This is a genomic window from Novosphingobium sp. SG707 (assembly GCF_012275515.1).
Taxonomy (GTDB): Bacteria; Pseudomonadota; Alphaproteobacteria; order Sphingomonadales; family Sphingomonadaceae; genus Novosphingobium.
Window position 1 is genome coordinate 22,753 of the sequence record NZ_JAAZQL010000016.1, and the last position, 19,638, is coordinate 42,390.

The window sequence follows — 19,638 nt, forward strand, 5'->3', positions numbered from 1 at the left end:
TGCGCTGGGGGGTGTGGGCACCGCCATTTCATTATCCTCATTCGCCGATTCCCTTTGCCCAATCATGCGCAGCCTGCGCGTAGGCCCAATCGGCGTCGCAGGTCAGCCAGTCGGAGCGGGTGATCCAGACGCGGGAGATGTCCGCCATGACGGCGTCGGGGGAGGGGCTTTCAGGAAGTGCGGGAGGCTCGGCCTGAATGGGGCCGGGGCGATGGGCGGTGTTTTGGCGCAAGCTGTGATCAGCAGCATAGGCAGCAAAGCGGCCAGCGCCGCCCTGGACAAGCGCGGTGTGGTTTGTGTCGGCATTCTTGGCGTCCTGTTTCGATTGGGCCTTGGCGGCGTGTTGAGCGGCCTGCGCGGCCTTGCGTTCATTGTCCCATGCCAGTTTGGTCTGGCGCGCATTATCGGCCCAATGGGCGGCGCGGTGGGTCTGCCAACCGGCCAAGGCCAGCGCTAGGAGCGCCAGCGCGGCCCAGCCGCGCGCCGCGCTGGCCGCGATCCAGCGCAAGAGCGCCAGCGGCCAGCGCCAGAGCGAGCCGGTGAGCAGGGACAGGGCGAGCGAGGCGAGCTTGCGGATCATGCCGCATCCTTCAGGCAAATCGCCTGCTCCCGCTTGCGGCGATCGACCAGGCCGCGCAGGACGCGGCCCCCTGCCTTGTTGAACCAGGTCAGGCTGGTGCAGGCCGCGCGGATCTGGCCCGAATTGATCTGGCGGCGCATGGTGCTGGCGCAATAGGTCGGCCAACCGATGTTGTAGGCGAGGCTGACAGCGGCAAAGCGCACGAAATCCCGGCCCACAATGGTCAGCGCCAGACCCGGCGTGCAGGCCATCACATGCTCTGCCGTTTCGGCCAGGCGGGCCTCGAGCAGGAGCGCGCATTGCGCCTCGGTGAAACTCTTGCCCAGCTTGATATCGGCGCCGGTCAGCCCGTCACAGGCAGTGGCCACCTTGACGATATCGAGGTACGCCTTGAGGTATTGCGGCCCGCTGATGTGCTGGATCGTGACGCGCCCCGGCGCCACCGTCACCTCGACCTTGCGGCCCGATTCATGCGCGGGCACATCGGTCAGCAGCAGCTTTCCTGTCACCGGGCCGACAATGGCCAGCAGCGTGCCGACGAGAGCAATGACCGGCCCGCGTTTGCTGTTTGGCTGCGCATCAGGCAGACTGGCCATTGCCGCCTCCCTGCTGCACCAGCCGCGCGATGGTGGGCGCGGCAAAGACCACCAGCCCGGCCAGCGCCGAGGCGGCAGGGCGCCATTGCTCGGGCACATAGGCCACCAGCGCGGTCAGGATCTGGGGTTGCGCCACCAGCGCGCCCGCGATCACACCGGCCAGCGCCGCCAGGCGCACAGACCACCAGCGCCAAGCCTGGCGCGCGTCATCAACCAAGGTCATCGGGACCATCCTTTGGCTGGCGCCGGGGGTTTTTGATCCACCCGAGCGCAATGAGTTTCTCGATGCCGGTCAGGATCACCACGATCAGACCGCCGAACTGGATGAGGTGAGGCAGGGCCTCGACAAAGGAGACCATCAGCATCACCAGAAGAGTAAGGACCGCATCCCACCAGCCGCGCATCTGCGCCGCCAGCGGAGCGGTGTGGAGCGCGGCAAAGGCCTGCGCGGCAGGATCAGGCCCGGCCATCACCAGCCCCGCGCCGTGATGTACGCTTTGATCAACGCGCCGGTTCGGGGCTGACCGGTGGCCGTGCTTTCGTGCATGCCGTCGGTGTTGAGCGTGGGCTGATCGAGAACCATAAAAGTCTGGCCGTTCACCGTGCGACTGGTGGCCCCGCCCAGCAGGATATGGTTACCCAAGGGATCGACAACCTTGTCGGGCCACGCGGCCAGCATCGCGGCATTGAGCGCGGCGATACCTGACAGCCGCGCCGCCGATGTTGCCGCATCGGCCACCGCCGCGCCGGTTGCCGTGCCGGTGGGAAGATCGTAATTGCCGTTGGTACCGGTAAGCATGATCAGCTTGCCGCCATAGCTGCCTACCTGCGCGACAATCGCGGCCAGATCGGCCATCACGCTGTCCCGGCCCGCCTGCGTCATCATGGCGGCGGTATCGTTGCGCGAGAGGCGGCAAATTACGACGCCCTTGAGCATGGTGTCGAGCGCCGGGGCCGTGCTGGGGTCTGTCGTCTGCACCATGCCGCTGACCACCTGCATCGGGGTTGCGGCGCCGTTGGGCAGAGTAAGCGCGGTCCCCAGCGGGGCGACAGGTTGCAGCGTGTAGGCCCCGGTGCTGGCCGCGCAGACCAGATTGCAGAGGACACCCATAACCATAACGCGGCACGAAACCGCGTTGGGCCGCGAATAGAGGTAAAGCAGGTCAATGGATGGCGTCACGGTCACCGCGCCCGACGCGGGCAATTGGCCGCCGCTGACATTGAGCGTGACCTGTTTAGCCCCGAGGCGCGCCGCGCCCTGCGCCGTCACCTGCCCGCCCAAGCCCTGCGCATAGGTGGTGCGCGTGGGATAGAGGCCTGCCACCACCGGGGCCAGCATGGCGGCCATGCTGTCGCCCACGGTAGTAATCGGCAGCGTGGTGCCCGCCCCGGCCTGCAACGCCAGAATGGCCTGCGCGGCGTTGGGAAACACCTTTTTGACCGACAGCGAGAGATCCTTGGACGAGATGCCGCAAAGCCGGATTTTCGCGGTGCCGGTGGGGACCGTCAGATCCTGATCGGAATAGAGCAGGTTGGAGCCGGTGCCGACAAACTGGCGGCTGATAATCGTACCGTTGGCGTCAAGGTAATTGGCAAGCGCCGTCGCGTTGCCCTGCGTTGTGCCGGTGGCGCGAAAACCGGTTTCCGACCCGTCCAGTGCATAGTCCAGATAGCGATAGCCCGAGAGCGCCACCGCCGCGCCCGCGCTGTTGATGTAATAGCCATCCACCACGACGCTGCCCGATGCCCACCACGTGGTAAGCGAGGCCAAAGCGCTCTGCCCGGCCTGCGCCTTGGTGTCTGTCGCGGCAAGATCGCGGGTCATCAGGATATCGACCGAAAGGGCCTGCGATGACAGGCCGGTCACCACCATCGAACGGGCATTGGCAGGTACGGTCAAAAGCTGGTTTGTGTAGGGCTGGTTGCCGGTAGACGGCCCGGCGAATTGGGATGAGATCAGCGCGCCGCTGGCGTCAAAATAGACGGCCAGCGCGGTGGCATCGCCCGCAACCGAGGCGTTGGCGCGCACCCCGGCCTCGTTTCCGGTGAGGGCCACGACAATATTGCTCCAGGACGAGCCAGCCTTGCGGGTGCCGGTCTGGCGCTCATAGTAATAGCCCGCCTCCACCGTATAGCTGGGCCGCCGCCAATAGGTGAGCAACCCATAGGCCAGCGCGGTCTGCGAGGAGGCGGTCGCCACCGATGCAGACAGGCCGGATACCGTGTTACCCAGCGTATCCAGATCGGCCGACACCGCGCGCACCTGCAACACGTCGAGCGACAGGGCGTAGATCGTGCGGCCTGTGATCGCGACCGACCGGGCATTGGCGGGCAAGGTCAAAAGCTGGTTGGTATAGGGTTGGTCGCCGGTCGATGGCCCGGCCAGTTCGGACGAGATAAACACCCCGCCCGCATCAAAATAGCAGGCCAGCGCGGTGCCGTTGCCGGTCACGGTGGCTGTCACCCGCACCGCTGATTCCGTCCCGGTGAGCGGCACGACAATGTTGCTCCAAGTCCCGCCAGCCTTGCGGACCCCGGTCAGGCGGTCATAATAATAGCCCGCCTCCACGGTATAGGCCGGGCGTTGCCACGAAATCAGCGCATTGCTGATCGAGGCCAGCTTGAGCGCGGTGGTCGACGCTGCGCTCGCCTGCGCCGCAATGGCGGACTGATTGGCCGCCACCTGATCGGCGATGCCCGACACCACCCGGCGGACGGTCAAGGCAAGCGTGGCCGAGGTGATGCCGCACAGGCGAATTTTGGCCGTGCCCGCCGGGATGGTCAAATCGCGGTTGCTATAGGGCTGGTTGCCGCTGCCATCGCCCACAAGCTCACGGCTGATGATCGAACCGCTGCTGTTGATATAGGCGGCCAACGCTACCACCCCCGCATTGCCGGATACGGTGCCGGTGGCCCGAAAGGCAATGTCCGAAGCCGCGATGGTGTAATCGAGATATGTGTATCCCGTTACCGCCACCGCCGCGCCGCTATTGTTGATGTAATAGCCGTTGACCGTGGCCATACCGCTGTCCACCCATGCGGTGAGGCTGGCGGCGGCCATCGCGCCCTGCGCGGCAGCGGGCGCCATGGCGTTGATCATGGCGGTGAGCGGCGAGAACAGGTCGGACAGGCGCACCCGCCACGACTTGGCCCCCTTGACCACCGGCAGGGTTTCGCTGCCATCGACATTCGCGGCGATCAGTTGGTCAAGATTGGTGATTTTGGCCACTGGCGTTTCCTTATTTGCCGATGGCGCGCCAGAAGACGTCCATGTTGAGATCGTCGGAGAAGACGTTGAACTGGGTCAGACTGACCCGGTTGCCGCCCACCTTGTTGCCGTTGGTTGCCCCGATATTGGGCGCGCGGGCGGTCACCTGCAGATTGATCGAGGCAAGGTCTGTGAAGGATATCGGGAAGTTGAGCGCAGGGGGTGAACCGGTTTCGCCTGCGGTCACCTCGCCCCATTGCTCGATCAGGCCGCCCGGCATTCTGCGCCAGTAGCCGTTGGCGTTCGAGCCGAAGGAGAAGTCGGCCGCGTCCTGCGGCGTATAGCCCAGCACCGCCTTGACCGCCGCGCCGGTGAACCCTGCGCTGTCAAAGGGCACATAGCCCAGACGCGAGACGATATCGGCAAACCACCCCGCGTCATGCCCGCCCAGCAGATCGGCATTGAAGGGGCCGCCATGCCACTGCGCCGCGCCCGTATCATCGACCAGCAGATAGCCCAATTGCCGCGAGCCATCGACATTGAGGCATTGCAGGATCGCCTTGCCGGTCTGGCCGTTGGCAAGAATGCGCACCGCGCCGGTGGTGCCGATATTGGGCGTATAGGCATCGATCAGGCCCACGCTGATGTTGCGCCCGCGCAGCCATTCAAGCAACGCGCCATAGGCGGTGGCCGGGGTGATCGCGCGCAAGGGATCGAGGCCCGCTGCCGCTTCTTCGACCGTTGCCAGTTCGACGACGCCCTGCCGGGTGGTGGTGGCGGGCGGATTGAGGAAGTTGGTGTCGCCAAAACTGATGGCATCGGCCATGCCGCCCGAGAGGTGGATATCGACGACAATATGGGTCGCGCTGGGCTGGGCCTTGGCGGCAATCGGCCCGCTCTGGCCATAGGCGCCGAACAGGGTGCCATCGGACAGATAGAGCGCAAAGCCGCGATAGGTATAGGCATCGTCCGAGGCATCGAGCGCGACCATATGGACGATATCATCGCCCACCTGCTGCCCCGAAACGTCCAACCGCTTGAACTCGCCGGGGAGCGCCGTGAGCGTGCTGGCAACCGTGAATTCAGCGTCGGTGAGGCCGATCTGGGCGATCACCACCGTGATGAAGCCGGGGCCGTCATCCCGGATGATCGCGCCAAGGCCCGCCTTGGTGAGGGTGATTTGGAAATTGTCCATCATTGATCTTCCCAGGCGATGCCGTCGGGGCCTTCGAGCGGCTCGCCATCCTCGGTTTGCAGTTTGATCTCATCGGCATCGAAGGGGCCGATGGTGGTGGCGGCGAAACGGTCGGCGCGCAGGGCGCGGGCAATCGGGAACAGGGGCAGCGCGGCCCATGACGATACCGTCTGGCGCAGGGTGAAATGGGCGCGCGCCGGTTTGACGCGGACCAGATCGCGGTAAAGCTCGGCGGCGAAGCTGGCGGTGGCGATCGTGTCGAACAGACCGTCGAGCGGCAGGGTGACGAAGAAGGTGTAGGGGACGCCCGAGCCGCCCGCCTCCCACCATTCGGTGAGCGTGATACGCGGGTCATAGTCGGCGATCACCGCTTCGGCAGCGCCGCGCGATCCGCGAATCTTGGCGTTGGGGATCGCCTGCGCGGTGGCGGCGCGGCGCTGGGCCTCGCTCCAGCTCGGGCGCCAGCGCTGGACCGACAGGCCCCATGCCAGCCATGGCAGGATGGGAGCTGGGATCGCATCGGGGCGCACCAGGTCGGTGAGCGGGGTGGGGATGGCGGTGATGCGCGCCATCGATGTGGCCAGCGCATGTTCGAGCGGGCGCGCATTGGGCGGCAGGAGGGAAGGGTTATTCGCCACGGCCCGCCACCGTCAGATTGATGGCGAGGCAATGCCCGCAATGGGTATCGTCCATCGGCATGTCCGCCGCCGGGCTGGAGAGCGCGACATTGGAGACGCCTGCCACGCCGATAGCGGCAAAGATGCTGGCGCGGTTGATGTCGCGCCCGATGCGCCGGGCGGCTGCTACAAAGCTTTGCGCGCCCGCCAGCGCGGCCGCGATCACCACATCGCCATCGGGGCCGTCGAACAGGGTGATGGCGGCGGTGATCGTGTAGGGCACGATGGTGGCCGACCGGACGATCACCTGATCGGTAAGCGGGCGGGCGCCAGCCAGCGCGGCCTCTACGTTGGCGATCTGATCCGCGCTGGCCGTGCCGTCGCCGGTCTTGGACAGGATCGAGACCAGGACCACGCCGGGGCTGGGGCTGGTGACCTTGGCGTCGGCGATCGTGCTGTCGGCGGACAGAGCGTGATATTCATAGGCCGATTCCGGCCCGGCCACGCTGAAGGCGTCGGGGGCAAGCTGGATGCGGTAGCGATAGGGCTCGTCCAGTTCGCCCGGCAGGCGCGCGACGCCCAGCAGCGCGCCCAGATGGTCGAGATTGCTGTCCTTGGCATAGGCGAGCAGGCATTGTTTGGCCCGGTCATTGAACTGCTGGCGGATCAGCAGTTCACGATAGGCGGCGACTTCGAGCACCTTGACAGCGGGATCGCTTTCGACCGTGGCGTCCCAGGTGGGCAGCATTTCCTGCACATCGGCGATCAGTTCGGCGCGGATCGTCTCATAGTCGAGCGCCTCCACCACCGTGGGGGCGGGGAGTTGCGACAGGTCGATGACGGAGGTGCTGGTAGCCATGCCCCCGTTGTGCCGAGCCTTCGCGCGCGCGGGGAGGGCAAGGGGGTGTAACCCGGCGGGTTACGGGGGTGGGGGCGGATGATGGGACATTCATGCTGATCGGCGCGACGGTCGAGCACGTCAAGTTAGGCCGAAACCGGTCATTTGTGGAGTCACGCCAGCCATCTCTCCCGTGCCCTTGTTTGAGCACGATCCTGCAAATCGGATTGGAAACGCGGCAAGGCGATTAGCGGCCTTTCATGTAGGTTGTCTGGTTCTGGTGTATGCCCTTGCCAAAATGACCCGGGCGCTCCATCCTACTGCCATGGATGCCTTGCAAGACCATCTGGTTGCCGCCTTGGAAGAGCTCTATCGCACTTTCGAGGCAGCCACACCACTTATGATTGAAGGTTGCCCGTGTTGCGTTGATGGGCGCGAAATCGACGTGTTACTCTCCAAACCTTTGCGCCAAATTAGCTGTCAAGAGTTGATGCACTACATCGGCGGGGTCTTTCATACGGTCGGTGACGAACTCGATTTTCGATACTTCTTGCCTCGCATTCTCGAGATCTCCATAGCAGCCGATAACAATACTCCACGTGCCGAGATTGTGATCGGCAAGCTGCGACTAGCAGGATGGCAAAATTGGCCCTTCCATGAGAGGCAGGCCGTCATAAATTGTCTCGATCTATGGTTCGAACAGGCGCTGACCTGGGACAAGGCAGAGGCTGACGAAGACTACGGCCTGAGTTCTTATCGGACAGAAGCTATACTGTGCGGCGCGGCTTTAGCTGATCTGCCGCTTGATCGGTGGCTAGCGCGCTTGAAACAGCCCGATGTGCGTTTCGTTATGCAAGATTTGCGGGAACAATTCCCAAACAAGCCAAACGGATTTTGGAGAAACGCACTCGGTGGATTCGTAGAAGTTTCCAAGGGCCTTGCTTGAACGAACGCCAAATTTTACTGTGATTAATGAGTTGCATAAATGACTGTTCTGGCAGCGTCTTCTGCCTAGCCGTTGAGATTCACACCAACGGTGGGTTTCTGCGTAAGCTGTCGTTCGCGAAGGCAGATGAGAACGACGCATTGTGGCCGGACTGCTGCCATCCGCTGACTGGGCTGCCTAAACTCCCTCCGCCTCCAACATCTCCCCCGCCACTTGCAGCGCCAGATCTTCATCCTCCCGCCCAAAGCCGAGCAACCGCCGCTCGGCATATTTGGCGCGGATCTTTCGGCCATCGCGGCCACGGCCAACGGTGACGGTCAGGCCGAACTGGCTGACGGAACCGACGCGGTCGGCGGTGTTGGTGACGGGGCTGATTTCCACGCCATCGGCGGCGGCATCGATGCGCCATTTGGCCGTTTTGCGCAGGCCCTTGAACATCCTGCCACGCGCGCCCTTGCGCAGGCGGCCGCGCAGATCGCGCCGGGGCTTGCGCAGGGCGAAGGGGGCGCCATCGGGATCGACGTTGGCGGCGATGCGTTTGAGGTTTGCCTGACGCAACAGGCGGCCAAGTTTGAGCGTGGCCTTGCGGCGCTCGGCCGGTTCCATGCCCGCCACAATCCGGCCAAACCATTCATCGAGGCGGGAGAGGTCATCCGCCATCGACCGCGCTCCATGGCGGCAGATCCTCATCATTGACGGTTATCGATGTCAGGATCGTGGCGGCATCTAGGCCACCGAAGGGCAGATCGTCAGGGAATATCGGGGCCGGTTCAGGCAGATAGCTGGCCTTGGCGCCTTGGGGCGTGATAGCCACCTCTACGCTTTGGCGCAGTTGCAGGCGGATCTGCACATCGGCTTTGCCGTTGTCGAGGATATCGACATCGAAGTCGAAGGCGTCAGCCCCCATGGCGAACACATTGGGTTGGTTGGTGCGCAGCCAGATCAGCATGGCGAGGGCAAAGTCGGCGATATCGCCCGCGAATTCGACCAGCAGGACGTTGAGCTGAAATTCGAAGGCAAAGGAGAGATCGTCGGTGTCGCGCGACTGCGCCTTGCCGCGATCGACCCACATGATGAGGTTTTTGGGCGCGGCCTTGAGTTCCGGCATCGCCTTCATCAGGGCATCGCGCAGGAGGTTGATTTTCAGCATAGTCGCTAGTCCCAGAGCTGCACGATATCGATGGTGGCGGTCTGGGCGGCGCTGGCATCGGGCAGGATCACCACCGTGCCGCCGGGCAGGCGCGGGCCGAGTTCAGCAAGGCCGGGGTTCAGGCCCAAGACCTGCTCGGTCACGCCCGCCGTCTTGCTCAGGACGCGGTGGCAGATCTCGTCCACGGTTTCGCCATCCATGGCGGTGGCGGTCTGGGTCACAACATCTCCACGCGGTTGCGCGCGACCTGGGCGCCGCCGATCGAGAGCAGGTCGGCAATCGCGGCGTGGCCTTCGCGCCGGTATTCGTCGGCCAGCGCGGCCTTTTCCGAGGCGCGGGTAAGGCCGGTGTCGGAGGAGGAAACATCGCGGTTGCCTGCCGCGAGATCGGCGACGGCATAATAGCCCACCGCGCGGGTCCAGAGCAGCTCACCCAAATTCTTGCCTCCCAGTTTCTGGGTGGTCACATCGGCAAGGTTGACCGCCCCGGCCAGCGCGCGCTCGGTGCGCCATGCGGCAAGCTGGCGCAGGGCCGAGAGCATGCCGCCCTCGATGGCAAGGGTGAGCTGGAGCTGGGTGATGGCGCCGCCGCCGATGTTGAGCCCCTCGCGCACATCGGCGAGCTTGACCGGCGGGAACCAGCCATCGGCTACCACCTGCGCGTCATCGGCATCGGGCGGGGCGATGGGGGAGGGGGTGAAGCTGCTCATGGGCTGCGGCCTTCATTGAAACGGGGCGTCAAAACGGGGGGTGAGGATGGTGTGGGTGGGCTGTCACTTGCGTGCGCCGTCCGCGCCAACCGCCCCCCGCCGCCGTGGGGCGAACTGGTTATTCACTTGCCTCGTCATCGTCGCCCACATCCCCGCTCGCGTCTTCGGGGCCGAGTTTGCGCAGGGATTTTTCGAGACTGCGGATGTCGGATCTGACGCCGATGCTGCTGTCGAGCTGATGGGCGCGGCGGGCGTGGTCGAGCGCTTCGGAGAGATAGGCCGCCTTGCCACCGGCAGGCGCATTGTCGGCGGCGGGGTCGAAGGCATCGGCGCGCCGCATGAAGGAGCGGGCCAGCGCCTTGTGCAGCTTGGCCTTGGCCGGGTCGGGCATATCGTGGCCCTCGATCAGTGCGAGGACGCGGCAGAGCACCTCATGGGGTACGGCTTCCTGCTGGTCGAGGCTCAGCTTGGCGATATCCTCGGCCACGAAACAGGCGACGGTGCGGTTGTAGCGCTGGGGCGACGCCAGATTGAACCGGATCGCATGGGCGGCAAGGCGAAGGCCATAGTCCCAATCGCGGTAGTCGATGGCCCAGATCAGGTTCCACACCAGGATCTCATCCTGCGCGGCCTGACCCTCTTCGCCCGCCTGCAGCACGCCCTCGATCCATGGGGCGAAGGTGCGGGCCATCTCGATCTTGACGGGATTGCGGGCCTCGATGCTGGCGATGTCGGACAGGGAGTGCAAATTGTCATGAAGCGCCACGCGCAGGGCGGCATATTCCTGCCCAAGGGGCGTATCGAGCGCATGTTCGGGCGCGGCGGCGGGGGCCGTATCAGGCTGGGCCGCGCCCGATTGCAGGGCGCGCACGCGCATCTGGTGGCGGCGAAAGGCGGAGACCATAAGCGGGGCTTTCGTGATGACCGCCCACCGGCAGGGGGGAACCGGCGGGCGGGTGTCAGTGGGCAGAGCGGGGAGGGTTACGGACGGGCGCCGAAGGTGATGTTTTCGGCCATGGTCATGTAATCGGTGCTTTCGATCACATAGCCTTCGTTGACGCTGTTATAGTCGACGAGGGCCGCCATGTTTTCCGGCTCATCCTTGATGTAGCGGCGGCGCGAACCTTCCTGATAATAGATCGAGAGGTTCGAGCTGTCGGGCGCATTGGCGCGGCCCAGAGGGGTGATGGCCATCGTGCCTTCGGGGAAGAACGGGGCAATGGCCGCCGGGCGCCCGCCGATCTGCTTGGTCGACATGATGAGGTCGGAGACCACCTGATCGCTGGTCGATTTGCCGCCGTCGATCGTGTCGGAGAGCGGGCGGTTGATCATCGGGAAGTATTTTTCGTCCACCAGATCCTGGCTGACGATCACGACATGATCGGTGCTGGCCCGCGCATAGGAAGGCATGCCCGCGATCAGCTCATAGGCGAGGGCATCGATGTTTTTGTAATCGCCCTGCGCATGGTTGGCATCGGGGCCAATGTAGATCGGCGCGGCGGCGCCCGTCGCAGTGGTGACGCCGCCAGCGGTGACGGTGGCGCGGCCCATCACATGGTCGGGGCGTTCAAGGCGCAGCTTGTGCAGCCAACCGATGTTGACGTCCTCGCCCAGCGGATTGTCCTCGGCGTCGGTATCCTCGGCTGCCTCAAGCCCGTTGAAGCCTACCGAGATCCGCGAGAGCGCCACCGAGACCGCAACATGGCGGCCATAGCGCGCCGCAAAGTCGGGGAATTTCGACCAGGCGTCGATTACTTCCCACGGCAGCATCGTGTCGAAGAGCGTCGAATAGAGCTGGAACTTGCGGTCCTGCATCTGGCCGACATAGCGCGGCTTGCGGGGCAGGTTGTTACGGCTCTTGCGGCTTGCGATCATGTTGGACGTGCCAAGCCCGATCACCTGTCCCTGAAGATCGCGCACGCCCATCACATTGACGCGCTGAAGAAAGCCGACGCTCTCGCGCTGGAGATCCTCGAGCCGCTGTTCGCTGGTGGGGGAAAGCGAGAAGTTGCGCGCCACATTGCGGGTGCCGTTGGCGCTGCCGATGTTGGCGAGAAGCTGATCCAGCGCGCCGCGCCCGCGATCAGAAAGGGTATGGATTTGAGACATGAAGCTGCGTTCCTTGGCGTTGGGGTGCGGGGCTTGGGAGGGCAGGGTCAGAAGATGTATTTGCTGTCGGCGCTGGCGTGGCTGCTGCCATCGGCGATCGGGCGGCGCTGGAAACTGTGGGCAGGGGTGCCTTCCTGCGCGTCCTCGAGCTTCTTGAGCTTGAGCGCCTGGGCATCGGCCTCGGCGCGGAATTCGCTGCGCAGCCCTTCAATGGAGGCGGTGACGGTCGTGCCGAATTCTTCGAAGACGCCGCGCAGGGCGGCAAAATCGAGGCTGGCCAGCTGCTGCCCATCGGGCTTGGTTTCGGGCTTGTCTTCCGGCTTGGGTGCGGGGGCAAAGCTGGCGGTGAATTTGTCGAGCATGCCCTTCATGCTGTCGAGCAAGCCCTTGGCGCTTTCGGTGGCGGCGCCATCATCGGCGAATTCGAGCGCGGCGGCTTCATCGCGGGCCAGCACCATCGAGCCGGGCTGGAAGCGGTTGAACTGGACGCGCTCGACCGCGATGGCTGCCGGGCTGTCGGTCAGCGCCACCCCGCCCAGATAGGAGAAACCCTTGCCGCCAAAGTTGGGGATGATCTCGATCGAAGGATAAACCTTCTGGCCCGCCTCGATCAGCGCCTTGGCATTGTCGGTGAGGTCAAGGACGCCATAGAGCGCGGCGCGGGTTTCGATCTTGCCGTTGAAGTCGACATCGACCGTGCCCTTGGAGACCGAGATCACATCGCCATAGGCAAAGAAGGGCGATTGCCCGCTGATGCCCCGGATGTGCTCAAGGTTGACCCGCGCGCCATAGGTCTTGGGGTTAAAGCCCGAGACGATCTGGTCGATATCGGCTTCGGCAATTTCGCGGCCATCGACGGTCGAACCGGCGGTGGCGAGCAGGAAGGGCTTGGTCTTCATCGGGTTACTCCGGGCGGGGACATGGGGGATTGCGCGGGGCGGATCAGCATTGACCCCTGAAATCCACGGCAACCGGCCTTCCTGCAACGCGCGGGCACAGTAACCCGGCGGGTTACACCGGCACCCCGGCGCGCGGGGCCCCCCGATCAGGGCATGGCAGGATCATGACCCCAAAACCCGCCCCCCATGATCCGACGCCCCCGGCGAACAGCCGTCAGGTGACGCGCGCCAAAGCCCGCGAGGCCAAGTCGCTGTATCATCGCGGCTGGGATCTGGCCGATATCGCGCGTGAGCTGGGCGAGAATTACAACACCGTGGCCAGTTGGAAGCGGCGGGGCGATTGGGATGCCGACAGTCCGCTCGAGGTGGTCGAGGATCACCTCGAGGCCAAGCTGGCGACCTACCTTTGCAAGGAGCCTTTCACCGAAGGCGACATGAAGCGCGTCGAGTTTCTGATGCGCCAGATGCAGACCGCCGCGCGCATCCGCAAATACAATGAGAGTGGCAAGGAGGGCGATCTCAACGAGGCGGTTGGCCGCCGCAATGATGACCGGGCCAAGGCCAAGCGGGCGGACAAGCGCAAGAATTTCCTTAGCCTTGAGCAGTGGGAGGCCCTGCTCACCGACTTCCATGAATGGTGCGATGACTATCAGGAGGGCTGGTGGGAGCAGCGCGATCAGCGCACCCGCAAGATCCTCAAGAGCCGCCAGATCGGCGCCACCGCCTATTTTGCGCGTGAGGCCATGGCCAAGATTGGCGAGGCGGTCCTCCATGGTGAGCAGCCGCGCAACCAGATCTTCCTCTCGGCCAGCGAGCGACAGGCCAAGAAGTTCATCCGCGAGATCACCGGCTGGGTAAAACGCGTCACCGGCGTCGATCTCAAGGGCAATCCGCTGATGCTGGATTTCTCCGACCTGCATCCCGCCGATGAGGACGCGGGCAAGGCCGAGATCCGGCTCGATGGGGTGGGGCTCTATCCGCTGTCCACCAACAGCAACACCGCGCAAGGCGAAAGCGGCGACTTCTATTTCGACGAATTCTTCTGGGTCCATGGCTTTGCCAAGCTGCGCAAGGTGGCCGCCGCGATGGCCACGCTCACCATCTACAAGCGCACCTATTTCTCGACGCCCAGCACCAAAACCCATGAAGCCTATGCCTTTTGGAGCGGCGAGGAGTGGAACCGGGGGCGCAAGAAGGGCGATCAGCGGCCCTTTGACATCAGCCACCGGAACCTGCGCGGCGGCGCCATCATGCCCGATGGCTCGTGGTGCCAGATGGTCACGCTCGACGATGCCATCGCGGGCGGGGCAGGCGGGCGCATCGACAAGGAGGAGCTGCGCGCCGAATGCAGCGAAGAGGAATTCGAGAACCTCTACAATTGCCAGTTCGTCGATGACAGCGAGAGCAGCTTTCCGTTCAGCCGGATCGCGCCCGCGCGCGTCGATGCCTTCTATCGCTGGCGCGATTTCCGGCCTGCGCTGGCCGAGGTGGCGGGTGGGCGCCCCTTTGGCGATAAGCCGGTGTGGCTGGGGTATGACCCCAACAAGCAGGGGCGCGATGATGCCGCCCTTGTGGTGCTGGCGCCGCCGGAACAGCCGGGCAAGGGCAAGTTCCGCGTCCTGGCCAAATACCGGCTCAACGGGCGCGACTTTCAGGGGCAGGCCGATTTCATCAGAGATATCGCGGCCCGGTACAACGTCACCGATATCGCCATCGACACCACCGGCGCGGGGCAGGCGGTCTATGAGCTGGTGGTGGGCTGGTTCCCGCGCGCCCGGCGGATCGAATATTCGGTGGCCAGCAAGACGGCCTTGGTGGTGAAAGCCCAGAATGTCTTCAATTCCGGCCGCATCGAGTTCGACGAGCAGTGGACCGACCTGATGGCGGCCTTGATGGCGATCCGGCCCGCGCTGACCGGCAGCGGGCGCGGCGTCACCTATGTCGCCCGCCGCAATGGCGAGATTGGCCATGCCGACCTTGCGTGGGCCTTGCTCAACGCCCTTTCCAATGAACCGCTCGATGCCGGGGCCGCCAGCGGGGCGAGCCGGGGCCGGGTGGCGACGTCCGACGATTGAGGAGCCGATTGATGACTGATGCGCCCAAGACAGAACTGGCCCTGATCGAGCAGGAGGCCGGTGCGCCCGCAAAAGCCGCGCCCCTGAGCGGCGATGTCTTCACCTTTGGCGATGCCGAGAGCGTGCTCGATCGGCGCGAACTGTCGGCCTATTTCGAGGTCTGGCACAATGGCCGCTGGTATGAGCCGCCGCTGCCGATGGGCAAGCTGGCGCAGGTGTTCAATGCCACGCCCTATCATCGCAGCGCGGTGGCCCTGCGGGTCAATCTGCTGGTCTCGCAGATGGTGGCGTCGCGCTGGCTGGGCGCCGATGATTTCGAGCGGTTCGCGCTGGATTTTGTCCAGATGGGCAATGGCTATCTGGAAAATGTCCCCAACCTCTCGGGCCGCATCGCGGCGGCCAAGCACAGCCCGGCGGTGCACACGCGCGCGGGCGTGGCGGCGGACACTTATTGGTTCGTCAATGGCGCGCTGGGGCAGGAGCATCAGTTTGCGCCGGGCCGCGTGTTCCATCTGATGCAGCCCGATGTGGCGCAGGAGATCTATGGGCTGCCCGAATGGCTGTCGGCATTGCAGTCGGCGCTGCTCTCGGAAAATGCCACGCTGTTTCGGCGGCGCTATTACCTCAACGGCAACCATGCGGGCTTCATTCTCTATATCAACGATCCGCTGGCCGATCAGGAGATGGTCGACACGATCACCGACAAGATCCGCCAGTCCAAGGGCGCAGGCAATTTCAAGAATATGCTGATCTACTCGCCCGGCGGGAAGAAGGACGGCGTCCAGATCCTGCCGATCGGCAACATCACCGCGCATGACGAGTTCACGGCGGTCAAGAATATCAGCCGTGACGACATGCTGGCCGCGCATCGAATGCCGCCGCCGCTGATCGGGATCATCCCGCAGAACAGCGGCGGTTTCGGCAAGGTGAGCGAGGCGCTGGACACGTTTTACCTGACCGAGATCATTCCCATCATCCGCCGGATGCTGCGGATGAATGATTGGTTCGGGGTGCCGCTGCTGGCCTTCCGCGACTGGACCTGCGCCGATGGACGGTTGATCCAGCAGGACGGAACCATCGTGGCGGTCAGCGGCGCAAGCGGCGCGCGACGCCCCTGAAATCCATCTCGCCGGTGAATGCGGCGGGGGATGGGGCGTTGGCGCGCCCCAATCCGACGAATTGAGCTCGTCATGTCCCAATCGGGCCCGTCATGGGGCCATCCCGCCGTGCCAACGCTGGCGGCGGGCCTATGAGAGTTTGAGCATGCAAGAGTCGAATCCGGTTTCTTTCAACATGGATGCAATGGTGGCGGAAAAGGTGGCGCCGGTGCGTCCGCTGGCACCCTATATCGGGGGCAAGCGCAACCTCTCGCGCCGCCTGGTCGAGCGGATCAATGCCGTGCCGCATGCGACCTATGCCGAGGCGTTTGTCGGCATGGGCGGGGTGTTTTTCCGGCGCGACCGGCGCCCCAATGCCGAGGTCATCAACGATTGGAGCGAGGATGTCTCGACCTTCTTTCGCGTGGTGCAGCGGCATTATCAGCCCTTCATGGACATGCTGCGCTGGCAGGTGACGAGTCGCGCGGGGTTTGAAAAGCTCTCCGCCTTGCCGCCCGAAAGTTTGACCGATCTGGAGCGGTCGGCGCGGTTTTTGTATCTCCAGCGCTGTGCCTTTGGCGGGAAAGTGGCGGGCAGGCGTTTCGGGATCTCGCCCGCCAGCCCGGCGCGATTCGACGTGTCAAAGCTGGGGCCGATGGTCGAGGCAGTGCATGAGCGCCTGTCGAGCGTGGTGATCGAGCGCTTGCCCTGGGCGGATTTTGTCGCGCGCTATGACCGGGCGGGGACGCTGTTCTATCTCGATCCGCCCTATCACGGCTGCGAAGGCGACTATGGCAAGGGCATGTTCGGGCGCGAGGAATTCGAGCAGATGGCCGATGTGCTGCGCGGGATCAGCGGGCGGTTTATCTTGTCCCTCAACGACCGGTCCGAGGTACGCCGGATCTTTGCCGGGTTCGACATCAAGGAGGTTGGCGTGCGCTATTCCATCGGCGGTCAGGCCAAGGCCATGGAGGGGCGGGAGGTAATTATCAGCGGGTGAGGGAATGGGCGCCACCGTGGAAGGGCGGGTGGCGCCCCAGTTGCGGACATCGACAGGATGGCTCAAGTAGTTTAATGCTGCTTCGGTTGCTCATTAGAGGAATTGAGCATGCGCTTGTTGCATCGGGCTTGGAACGTGCAGATTTCGGCGAAAGCAAGAGCGCTTGTAGCGGTCCTTTCCTTAGGCCTATTCATTGGTTTGCTGATTACAGAGCCTGCGCTGGTTGATCACGCGAGCGAAGAATCCGTATTCGTCAAATTCACGGCCGCGATCGGAATAGTCGGCATCGTCGCGGGCGTTAGTTCTGTCTCGAAATGGATGCGGGACCGGGGAATTATCCGATAGCGGGGGAGCGCTTGCGACATAGTGGTCCTGCGAGCCTATGTCCGCTTCCCACCATAACGAGACGGGAGGTTCCCGCCCACTTGCGGACAATCGGATCGGCTGCAATCATCTTTGGATGAAACGGATCGCATTTCTCGTCACCTATGCCGTAGTACTCACGATAAGCTACTGGATCTTCTATCTGAACCTTGATTGGCGGTCCGATCAAACGAAAGTTCCGACGGCATTGATGCTGCTTGCGGTATTCGCGCTTGCCTCGCTTATCGTTCTGATTGCTCGCGGTTTATGGTGGCTCCCTGGGGCGCTGATGCTGATTGGTTTCACGGTTATCCCATTGGCTCTGCAGTTTTCCTTCAAAGCTGATTACATAGTGTGGGTCGTCGCGCTTGCCGTGTGTGCATCCATGATCGGTTGGTTTGCTCGTTTAAGGCAGAGTGGCAGCTAACCATCATATTCCGACGATAAGCGCCGTTCCGGACACGACACGATTGCGGACACTGGCTCCTGCCGCCATCATGCAACTATGCCAAGTACAGCCTCTGCTCGCTCCGACCAATTGTTCCTCAGGGCTCTGGCAATTCGTTACGACCATAAACCCGGCCTGTGGGTGCCGATCATGTGGCATTTAGCTTTGCGGCGTGACGCCGAGGCCATGATCGAACTGGCTTGCTGGATATGCGAAACCAGTAAATGGCCAGGAGACTTGGGGGCCCGATCAGACGCCTTCTCACCCGCAGGCTTGTATTATCGAGCATTCCGGCTTGGAAATGTCCGCGCTGCCCAGCACTTGGCGGTGCAATGCTTCAACCGAAGAGATCTAACTGGCTACCGATATTGGCTAAGGCAAGGTGCCAAACTCGGGGACGGATATGCGTCTAATGAGCTTCGTCATTTCGAAACCCGATTGCCGCATTTGACTGCGCGTCGCATCGGACGACTACGGCCTTATCATAAGCGTGACGACACCTATTGAACGATGTCCGCTCCCCACCAATTCCGACGATAAGCGCCGTTCCGGACACGACACCATTGCGGACATTCACTGATCAGGTATGATGTTCCAATGAAGGTGTTTGAGGGCAAATCAGACAGGGCAAAACTATTCAGAGGCGCATCCGTCGGACTTGCAAATTCACTTATTTCGCTGGGTACGCTCGCAGGCGCCCAGTACTGGCTCGCTCTGCATTTGCTCGTTCAATCCGGCATAACGGATCAAACCATAATCACGGCGAGAGCTTCGAATTACAGACACGTATTGTTGATATTTTACGCGCCTGTGACCTCAATGGTCTTGGCCCATTGGCTGTTGGTAGCCATCCTTGGCAAAGGGCATATTCTAAATATCAGAGTCGCAAATCGAGCCTTGGTTCTCGCAGGACTCACGTTAGCATCCATACCCTATAGCTTACATCTGGAAAGTTTGTTGAGAGCGACCTGTCCGCTCTTGGGCATAAGCGTCACGACTTCAAATCCTTACGGTTTCGATTCGCCAAGCCCATGCGGGACCTTTGCAGCTGGAGGCAGCATGGCTTTGCAGGTACTGCCTCCTCTCTTGCTGGCCGCAAGCGCGCTTTTGCGCATTCTCATCTCTCGCCGTCAATGAAAGGGCCGTCCGCGCCCTCTAACTTTTCCGCCGCTTCGAACTATTCGCAGCAGACCCGAAAGGACCGAGTTGTTCATGAAGCCGGAACGACGGCTCACCACCACAACGAGACGGGCGGCTCGCGCCCAGTTGCGGACTTACTCGTCCGCGCCGTCGTCTAAAGGAATATCGAAGAAATCGATGTATCGCCCTTCTATAGCGCCTATAGCGCCGGTCCGCCGAACTGACGCTAATGCTGCTGGAACGCCTCGCCATGCGCTAGACTGGAAGTCTTCAGGGATGGGGCCAATGCAGGGGTCGATACCTAACGCTTCAAGTTCGTCAAACCAGCGATCTCGTTGAGATGGCGGGAAGCGTTCACCGCACCATGGGCAGAAAAACAGGGCCTGTTTGGCTCCGCCAGCTTCGACCCAATAGACATCATAGCGTGCGTCATATTGCACCGTTTCCCAGTTGTTCTGGGGATGGGCATCCATGTGCCCTCGGTTTGGTCGTTCGTCGCTCATTTGAGCAGCCTACTCGAACAGGCGCTAGTTGGGAATGACCGCTATCCACCATATCGAGAGGTGCGGCTTCCGCCCATGTGTGGACGGCTCTCCGTTGGCAAGGGGTTTGGTGAGCGTGTGCACTTGGTGGTCGGTGCGGCCATGTGTCCGGCCTTTAATGCGGCT

General features: G+C 63.2%; 21 protein-coding genes. 5 read left to right on the plus strand and 16 right to left on the minus strand.

Going from position 1 to position 19,638, the window contains the following annotated elements; genetic code table 11:
• Positions 1-37: 37 nt before the first annotated feature.
• From FHW92_RS24295 to FHW92_RS24330, 8 genes are read right to left on the minus strand one after another with little or no spacing between them, the layout of a single operon-like run.
• Entirely contained in the window at positions 38-580 is a 543-nt protein-coding gene (locus FHW92_RS24295) for a hypothetical protein (RefSeq protein WP_168605882.1), read from the minus strand.
• Positions 577-1,176, minus strand: a complete 600-nt coding sequence (locus tag FHW92_RS24300) for a lysozyme (protein ID WP_168605883.1) — start codon at positions 1,174-1,176, stop codon at positions 577-579. The genes FHW92_RS24295 and FHW92_RS24300 overlap by 4 nt, the downstream gene beginning before the upstream one ends.
• The gene (locus FHW92_RS24305; RefSeq protein WP_168605884.1) at positions 1,160-1,399 is read right to left on the minus strand and encodes a hypothetical protein; all 240 of its coding nucleotides are present in this window, start codon (positions 1,397-1,399) and stop codon (positions 1,160-1,162) included. The genes FHW92_RS24300 and FHW92_RS24305 overlap by 17 nt, the downstream gene beginning before the upstream one ends.
• Positions 1,386-1,646: a hypothetical protein gene (locus FHW92_RS24310; RefSeq protein WP_168605885.1), complete on the minus strand. Its 261-nt coding sequence runs from the start codon at positions 1,644-1,646 to the stop codon at positions 1,386-1,388. The genes FHW92_RS24305 and FHW92_RS24310 overlap by 14 nt, the downstream gene beginning before the upstream one ends.
• The gene (locus tag FHW92_RS24315; protein WP_168605886.1) at positions 1,646-4,405 is read right to left on the minus strand and encodes a hypothetical protein; all 2,760 of its coding nucleotides are present in this window, start codon (positions 4,403-4,405) and stop codon (positions 1,646-1,648) included. The genes FHW92_RS24310 and FHW92_RS24315 overlap by 1 nt, the downstream gene beginning before the upstream one ends.
• Positions 4,406-4,415: 10 nt before the next feature.
• On the minus strand, positions 4,416-5,582 hold the full coding sequence (locus tag FHW92_RS24320) for a hypothetical protein (protein ID WP_210428684.1): 1,167 nt from the start codon (positions 5,580-5,582) through the stop codon (positions 4,416-4,418).
• On the minus strand, positions 5,579-6,217 hold the full coding sequence (locus tag FHW92_RS24325; RefSeq protein WP_168605888.1) for a phage tail protein I: 639 nt from the start codon (positions 6,215-6,217) through the stop codon (positions 5,579-5,581). The genes FHW92_RS24320 and FHW92_RS24325 overlap by 4 nt, the downstream gene beginning before the upstream one ends.
• The gene (locus FHW92_RS24330; RefSeq protein WP_168605889.1) at positions 6,207-7,055 is read right to left on the minus strand and encodes a baseplate J/gp47 family protein; all 849 of its coding nucleotides are present in this window, start codon (positions 7,053-7,055) and stop codon (positions 6,207-6,209) included. Before FHW92_RS24330 ends, FHW92_RS24325 begins: the two co-directional genes overlap by 11 nt.
• 304 nt (positions 7,056-7,359) lie before the next feature.
• On the opposite strand from FHW92_RS24330, the gene FHW92_RS24335 reads away from it, so the two are divergent.
• Positions 7,360-7,980, plus strand: coding sequence for a hypothetical protein (locus FHW92_RS24335; protein WP_168605890.1), 621 nt, complete (start codon positions 7,360-7,362; stop codon positions 7,978-7,980).
• Between the two features lie 177 nt (positions 7,981-8,157).
• Here the strand turns inward: FHW92_RS24335 and FHW92_RS24340 are convergent, their stop codons facing one another.
• From FHW92_RS24340 to FHW92_RS24370, 7 genes are all read right to left on the minus strand, one after another.
• Positions 8,158-8,640, minus strand: coding sequence for a phage virion morphogenesis protein (locus tag FHW92_RS24340; RefSeq protein ID WP_168605891.1), 483 nt, complete (start codon positions 8,638-8,640; stop codon positions 8,158-8,160).
• On the minus strand, positions 8,630-9,130 hold the full coding sequence (locus tag FHW92_RS24345) for a phage tail protein (protein WP_168605892.1): 501 nt from the start codon (positions 9,128-9,130) through the stop codon (positions 8,630-8,632). The genes FHW92_RS24340 and FHW92_RS24345 overlap by 11 nt, the downstream gene beginning before the upstream one ends.
• A gap of 5 nt (positions 9,131-9,135) precedes the next feature.
• The gene (locus FHW92_RS24350; protein ID WP_349237750.1) at positions 9,136-9,351 is read right to left on the minus strand and encodes a tail protein X; all 216 of its coding nucleotides are present in this window, start codon (positions 9,349-9,351) and stop codon (positions 9,136-9,138) included.
• The gene (locus FHW92_RS24355; RefSeq protein WP_168605893.1) at positions 9,348-9,839 is read right to left on the minus strand and encodes a head completion/stabilization protein; all 492 of its coding nucleotides are present in this window, start codon (positions 9,837-9,839) and stop codon (positions 9,348-9,350) included. Before FHW92_RS24355 ends, FHW92_RS24350 begins: the two co-directional genes overlap by 4 nt.
• Positions 9,840-9,957: 118 nt before the next feature.
• Positions 9,958-10,743, minus strand: coding sequence for a phage terminase small subunit (gene gpM, locus FHW92_RS24360; RefSeq protein WP_168605894.1), 786 nt, complete (start codon positions 10,741-10,743; stop codon positions 9,958-9,960).
• Positions 10,744-10,820: 77 nt separating this feature from the next.
• Positions 10,821-11,948, minus strand: a complete 1,128-nt coding sequence (locus FHW92_RS24365; protein WP_168605895.1) for a phage major capsid protein, P2 family — start codon at positions 11,946-11,948, stop codon at positions 10,821-10,823.
• 47 nt (positions 11,949-11,995) lie between these two features.
• Positions 11,996-12,847 (minus strand): GPO family capsid scaffolding protein, encoded by an 852-nt coding sequence (locus FHW92_RS24370; RefSeq protein ID WP_168605896.1) that lies wholly within the window; start codon positions 12,845-12,847, stop codon positions 11,996-11,998.
• Positions 12,848-13,011: 164 nt separating this feature from the next.
• Between FHW92_RS24370 and FHW92_RS24375 the strand changes: the two genes are divergently transcribed.
• From FHW92_RS24375 to FHW92_RS24390, 4 genes are all read left to right on the plus strand, one after another.
• Entirely contained in the window at positions 13,012-14,922 is a 1,911-nt protein-coding gene (locus tag FHW92_RS24375; protein WP_168605897.1) for a terminase family protein, read from the plus strand.
• A gap of 11 nt (positions 14,923-14,933) precedes the next feature.
• Entirely contained in the window at positions 14,934-16,040 is a 1,107-nt protein-coding gene (locus tag FHW92_RS24380; RefSeq protein WP_168605898.1) for a phage portal protein, read from the plus strand.
• A gap of 175 nt (positions 16,041-16,215) precedes the next feature.
• Complete coding sequence (locus FHW92_RS24385) at positions 16,216-17,019, plus strand: DNA adenine methylase (protein ID WP_168605899.1); 804 nt, start codon at positions 16,216-16,218, stop codon at positions 17,017-17,019.
• A gap of 460 nt (positions 17,020-17,479) precedes the next feature.
• A complete protein-coding gene (locus FHW92_RS24390; protein ID WP_168605900.1) occupies positions 17,480-17,809 on the plus strand; it encodes a hypothetical protein in 330 nt (109 codons plus the stop codon).
• 1,295 nt (positions 17,810-19,104) lie between these two features.
• On the opposite strand, the gene FHW92_RS24395 is transcribed toward FHW92_RS24390, so the two are convergent.
• On the minus strand, positions 19,105-19,473 hold the full coding sequence (locus FHW92_RS24395) for a hypothetical protein (RefSeq protein WP_168605852.1): 369 nt from the start codon (positions 19,471-19,473) through the stop codon (positions 19,105-19,107).
• Positions 19,474-19,638: the final 165 nt, after the last annotated feature.

Coding starts and splice junctions, on each gene's coding strand:
- FHW92_RS24300 (WP_168605883.1), bottom strand. CDS start 1,176: ATGGCCAGTCTGCCTGATGCGCAGCCAAACAGCAAACGCGGGCCGGTC.
- FHW92_RS24310 (WP_168605885.1), bottom strand. CDS start 1,646: ATGGCCGGGCCTGATCCTGCCGCGCAGGCCTTTGCCGCGCTCCACACC.
- FHW92_RS24340 (WP_168605891.1), bottom strand. CDS start 8,640: ATGGCGGATGACCTCTCCCGCCTCGATGAATGGTTTGGCCGGATTGTG.
- FHW92_RS24320 (WP_210428684.1), bottom strand. CDS start 5,582: ATGATGGACAATTTCCAAATCACCCTCACCAAGGCGGGCCTTGGCGCG.
- FHW92_RS24385 (WP_168605899.1), top strand. CDS start 16,216: ATGGATGCAATGGTGGCGGAAAAGGTGGCGCCGGTGCGTCCGCTGGCA.
- FHW92_RS24305 (WP_168605884.1), bottom strand. CDS start 1,399: ATGACCTTGGTTGATGACGCGCGCCAGGCTTGGCGCTGGTGGTCTGTG.
- FHW92_RS24375 (WP_168605897.1), top strand. CDS start 13,012: ATGACCCCAAAACCCGCCCCCCATGATCCGACGCCCCCGGCGAACAGC.
- FHW92_RS24295 (WP_168605882.1), bottom strand. CDS start 580: ATGATCCGCAAGCTCGCCTCGCTCGCCCTGTCCCTGCTCACCGGCTCG.
- FHW92_RS24335 (WP_168605890.1), top strand. CDS start 7,360: ATGGATGCCTTGCAAGACCATCTGGTTGCCGCCTTGGAAGAGCTCTAT.
- FHW92_RS24380 (WP_168605898.1), top strand. CDS start 14,934: ATGACTGATGCGCCCAAGACAGAACTGGCCCTGATCGAGCAGGAGGCC.
- FHW92_RS24345 (WP_168605892.1), bottom strand. CDS start 9,130: ATGCTGAAAATCAACCTCCTGCGCGATGCCCTGATGAAGGCGATGCCG.
- FHW92_RS24395 (WP_168605852.1), bottom strand. CDS start 19,473: ATGAGCGACGAACGACCAAACCGAGGGCACATGGATGCCCATCCCCAG.
- gpM (WP_168605894.1), bottom strand. CDS start 10,743: ATGGTCTCCGCCTTTCGCCGCCACCAGATGCGCGTGCGCGCCCTGCAA.
- FHW92_RS24365 (WP_168605895.1), bottom strand. CDS start 11,948: ATGTCTCAAATCCATACCCTTTCTGATCGCGGGCGCGGCGCGCTGGAT.
- FHW92_RS24370 (WP_168605896.1), bottom strand. CDS start 12,847: ATGAAGACCAAGCCCTTCCTGCTCGCCACCGCCGGTTCGACCGTCGAT.
- FHW92_RS24355 (WP_168605893.1), bottom strand. CDS start 9,839: ATGAGCAGCTTCACCCCCTCCCCCATCGCCCCGCCCGATGCCGATGAC.
- FHW92_RS24330 (WP_168605889.1), bottom strand. CDS start 7,055: ATGGCTACCAGCACCTCCGTCATCGACCTGTCGCAACTCCCCGCCCCC.
- FHW92_RS24390 (WP_168605900.1), top strand. CDS start 17,480: ATGAAACGGATCGCATTTCTCGTCACCTATGCCGTAGTACTCACGATA.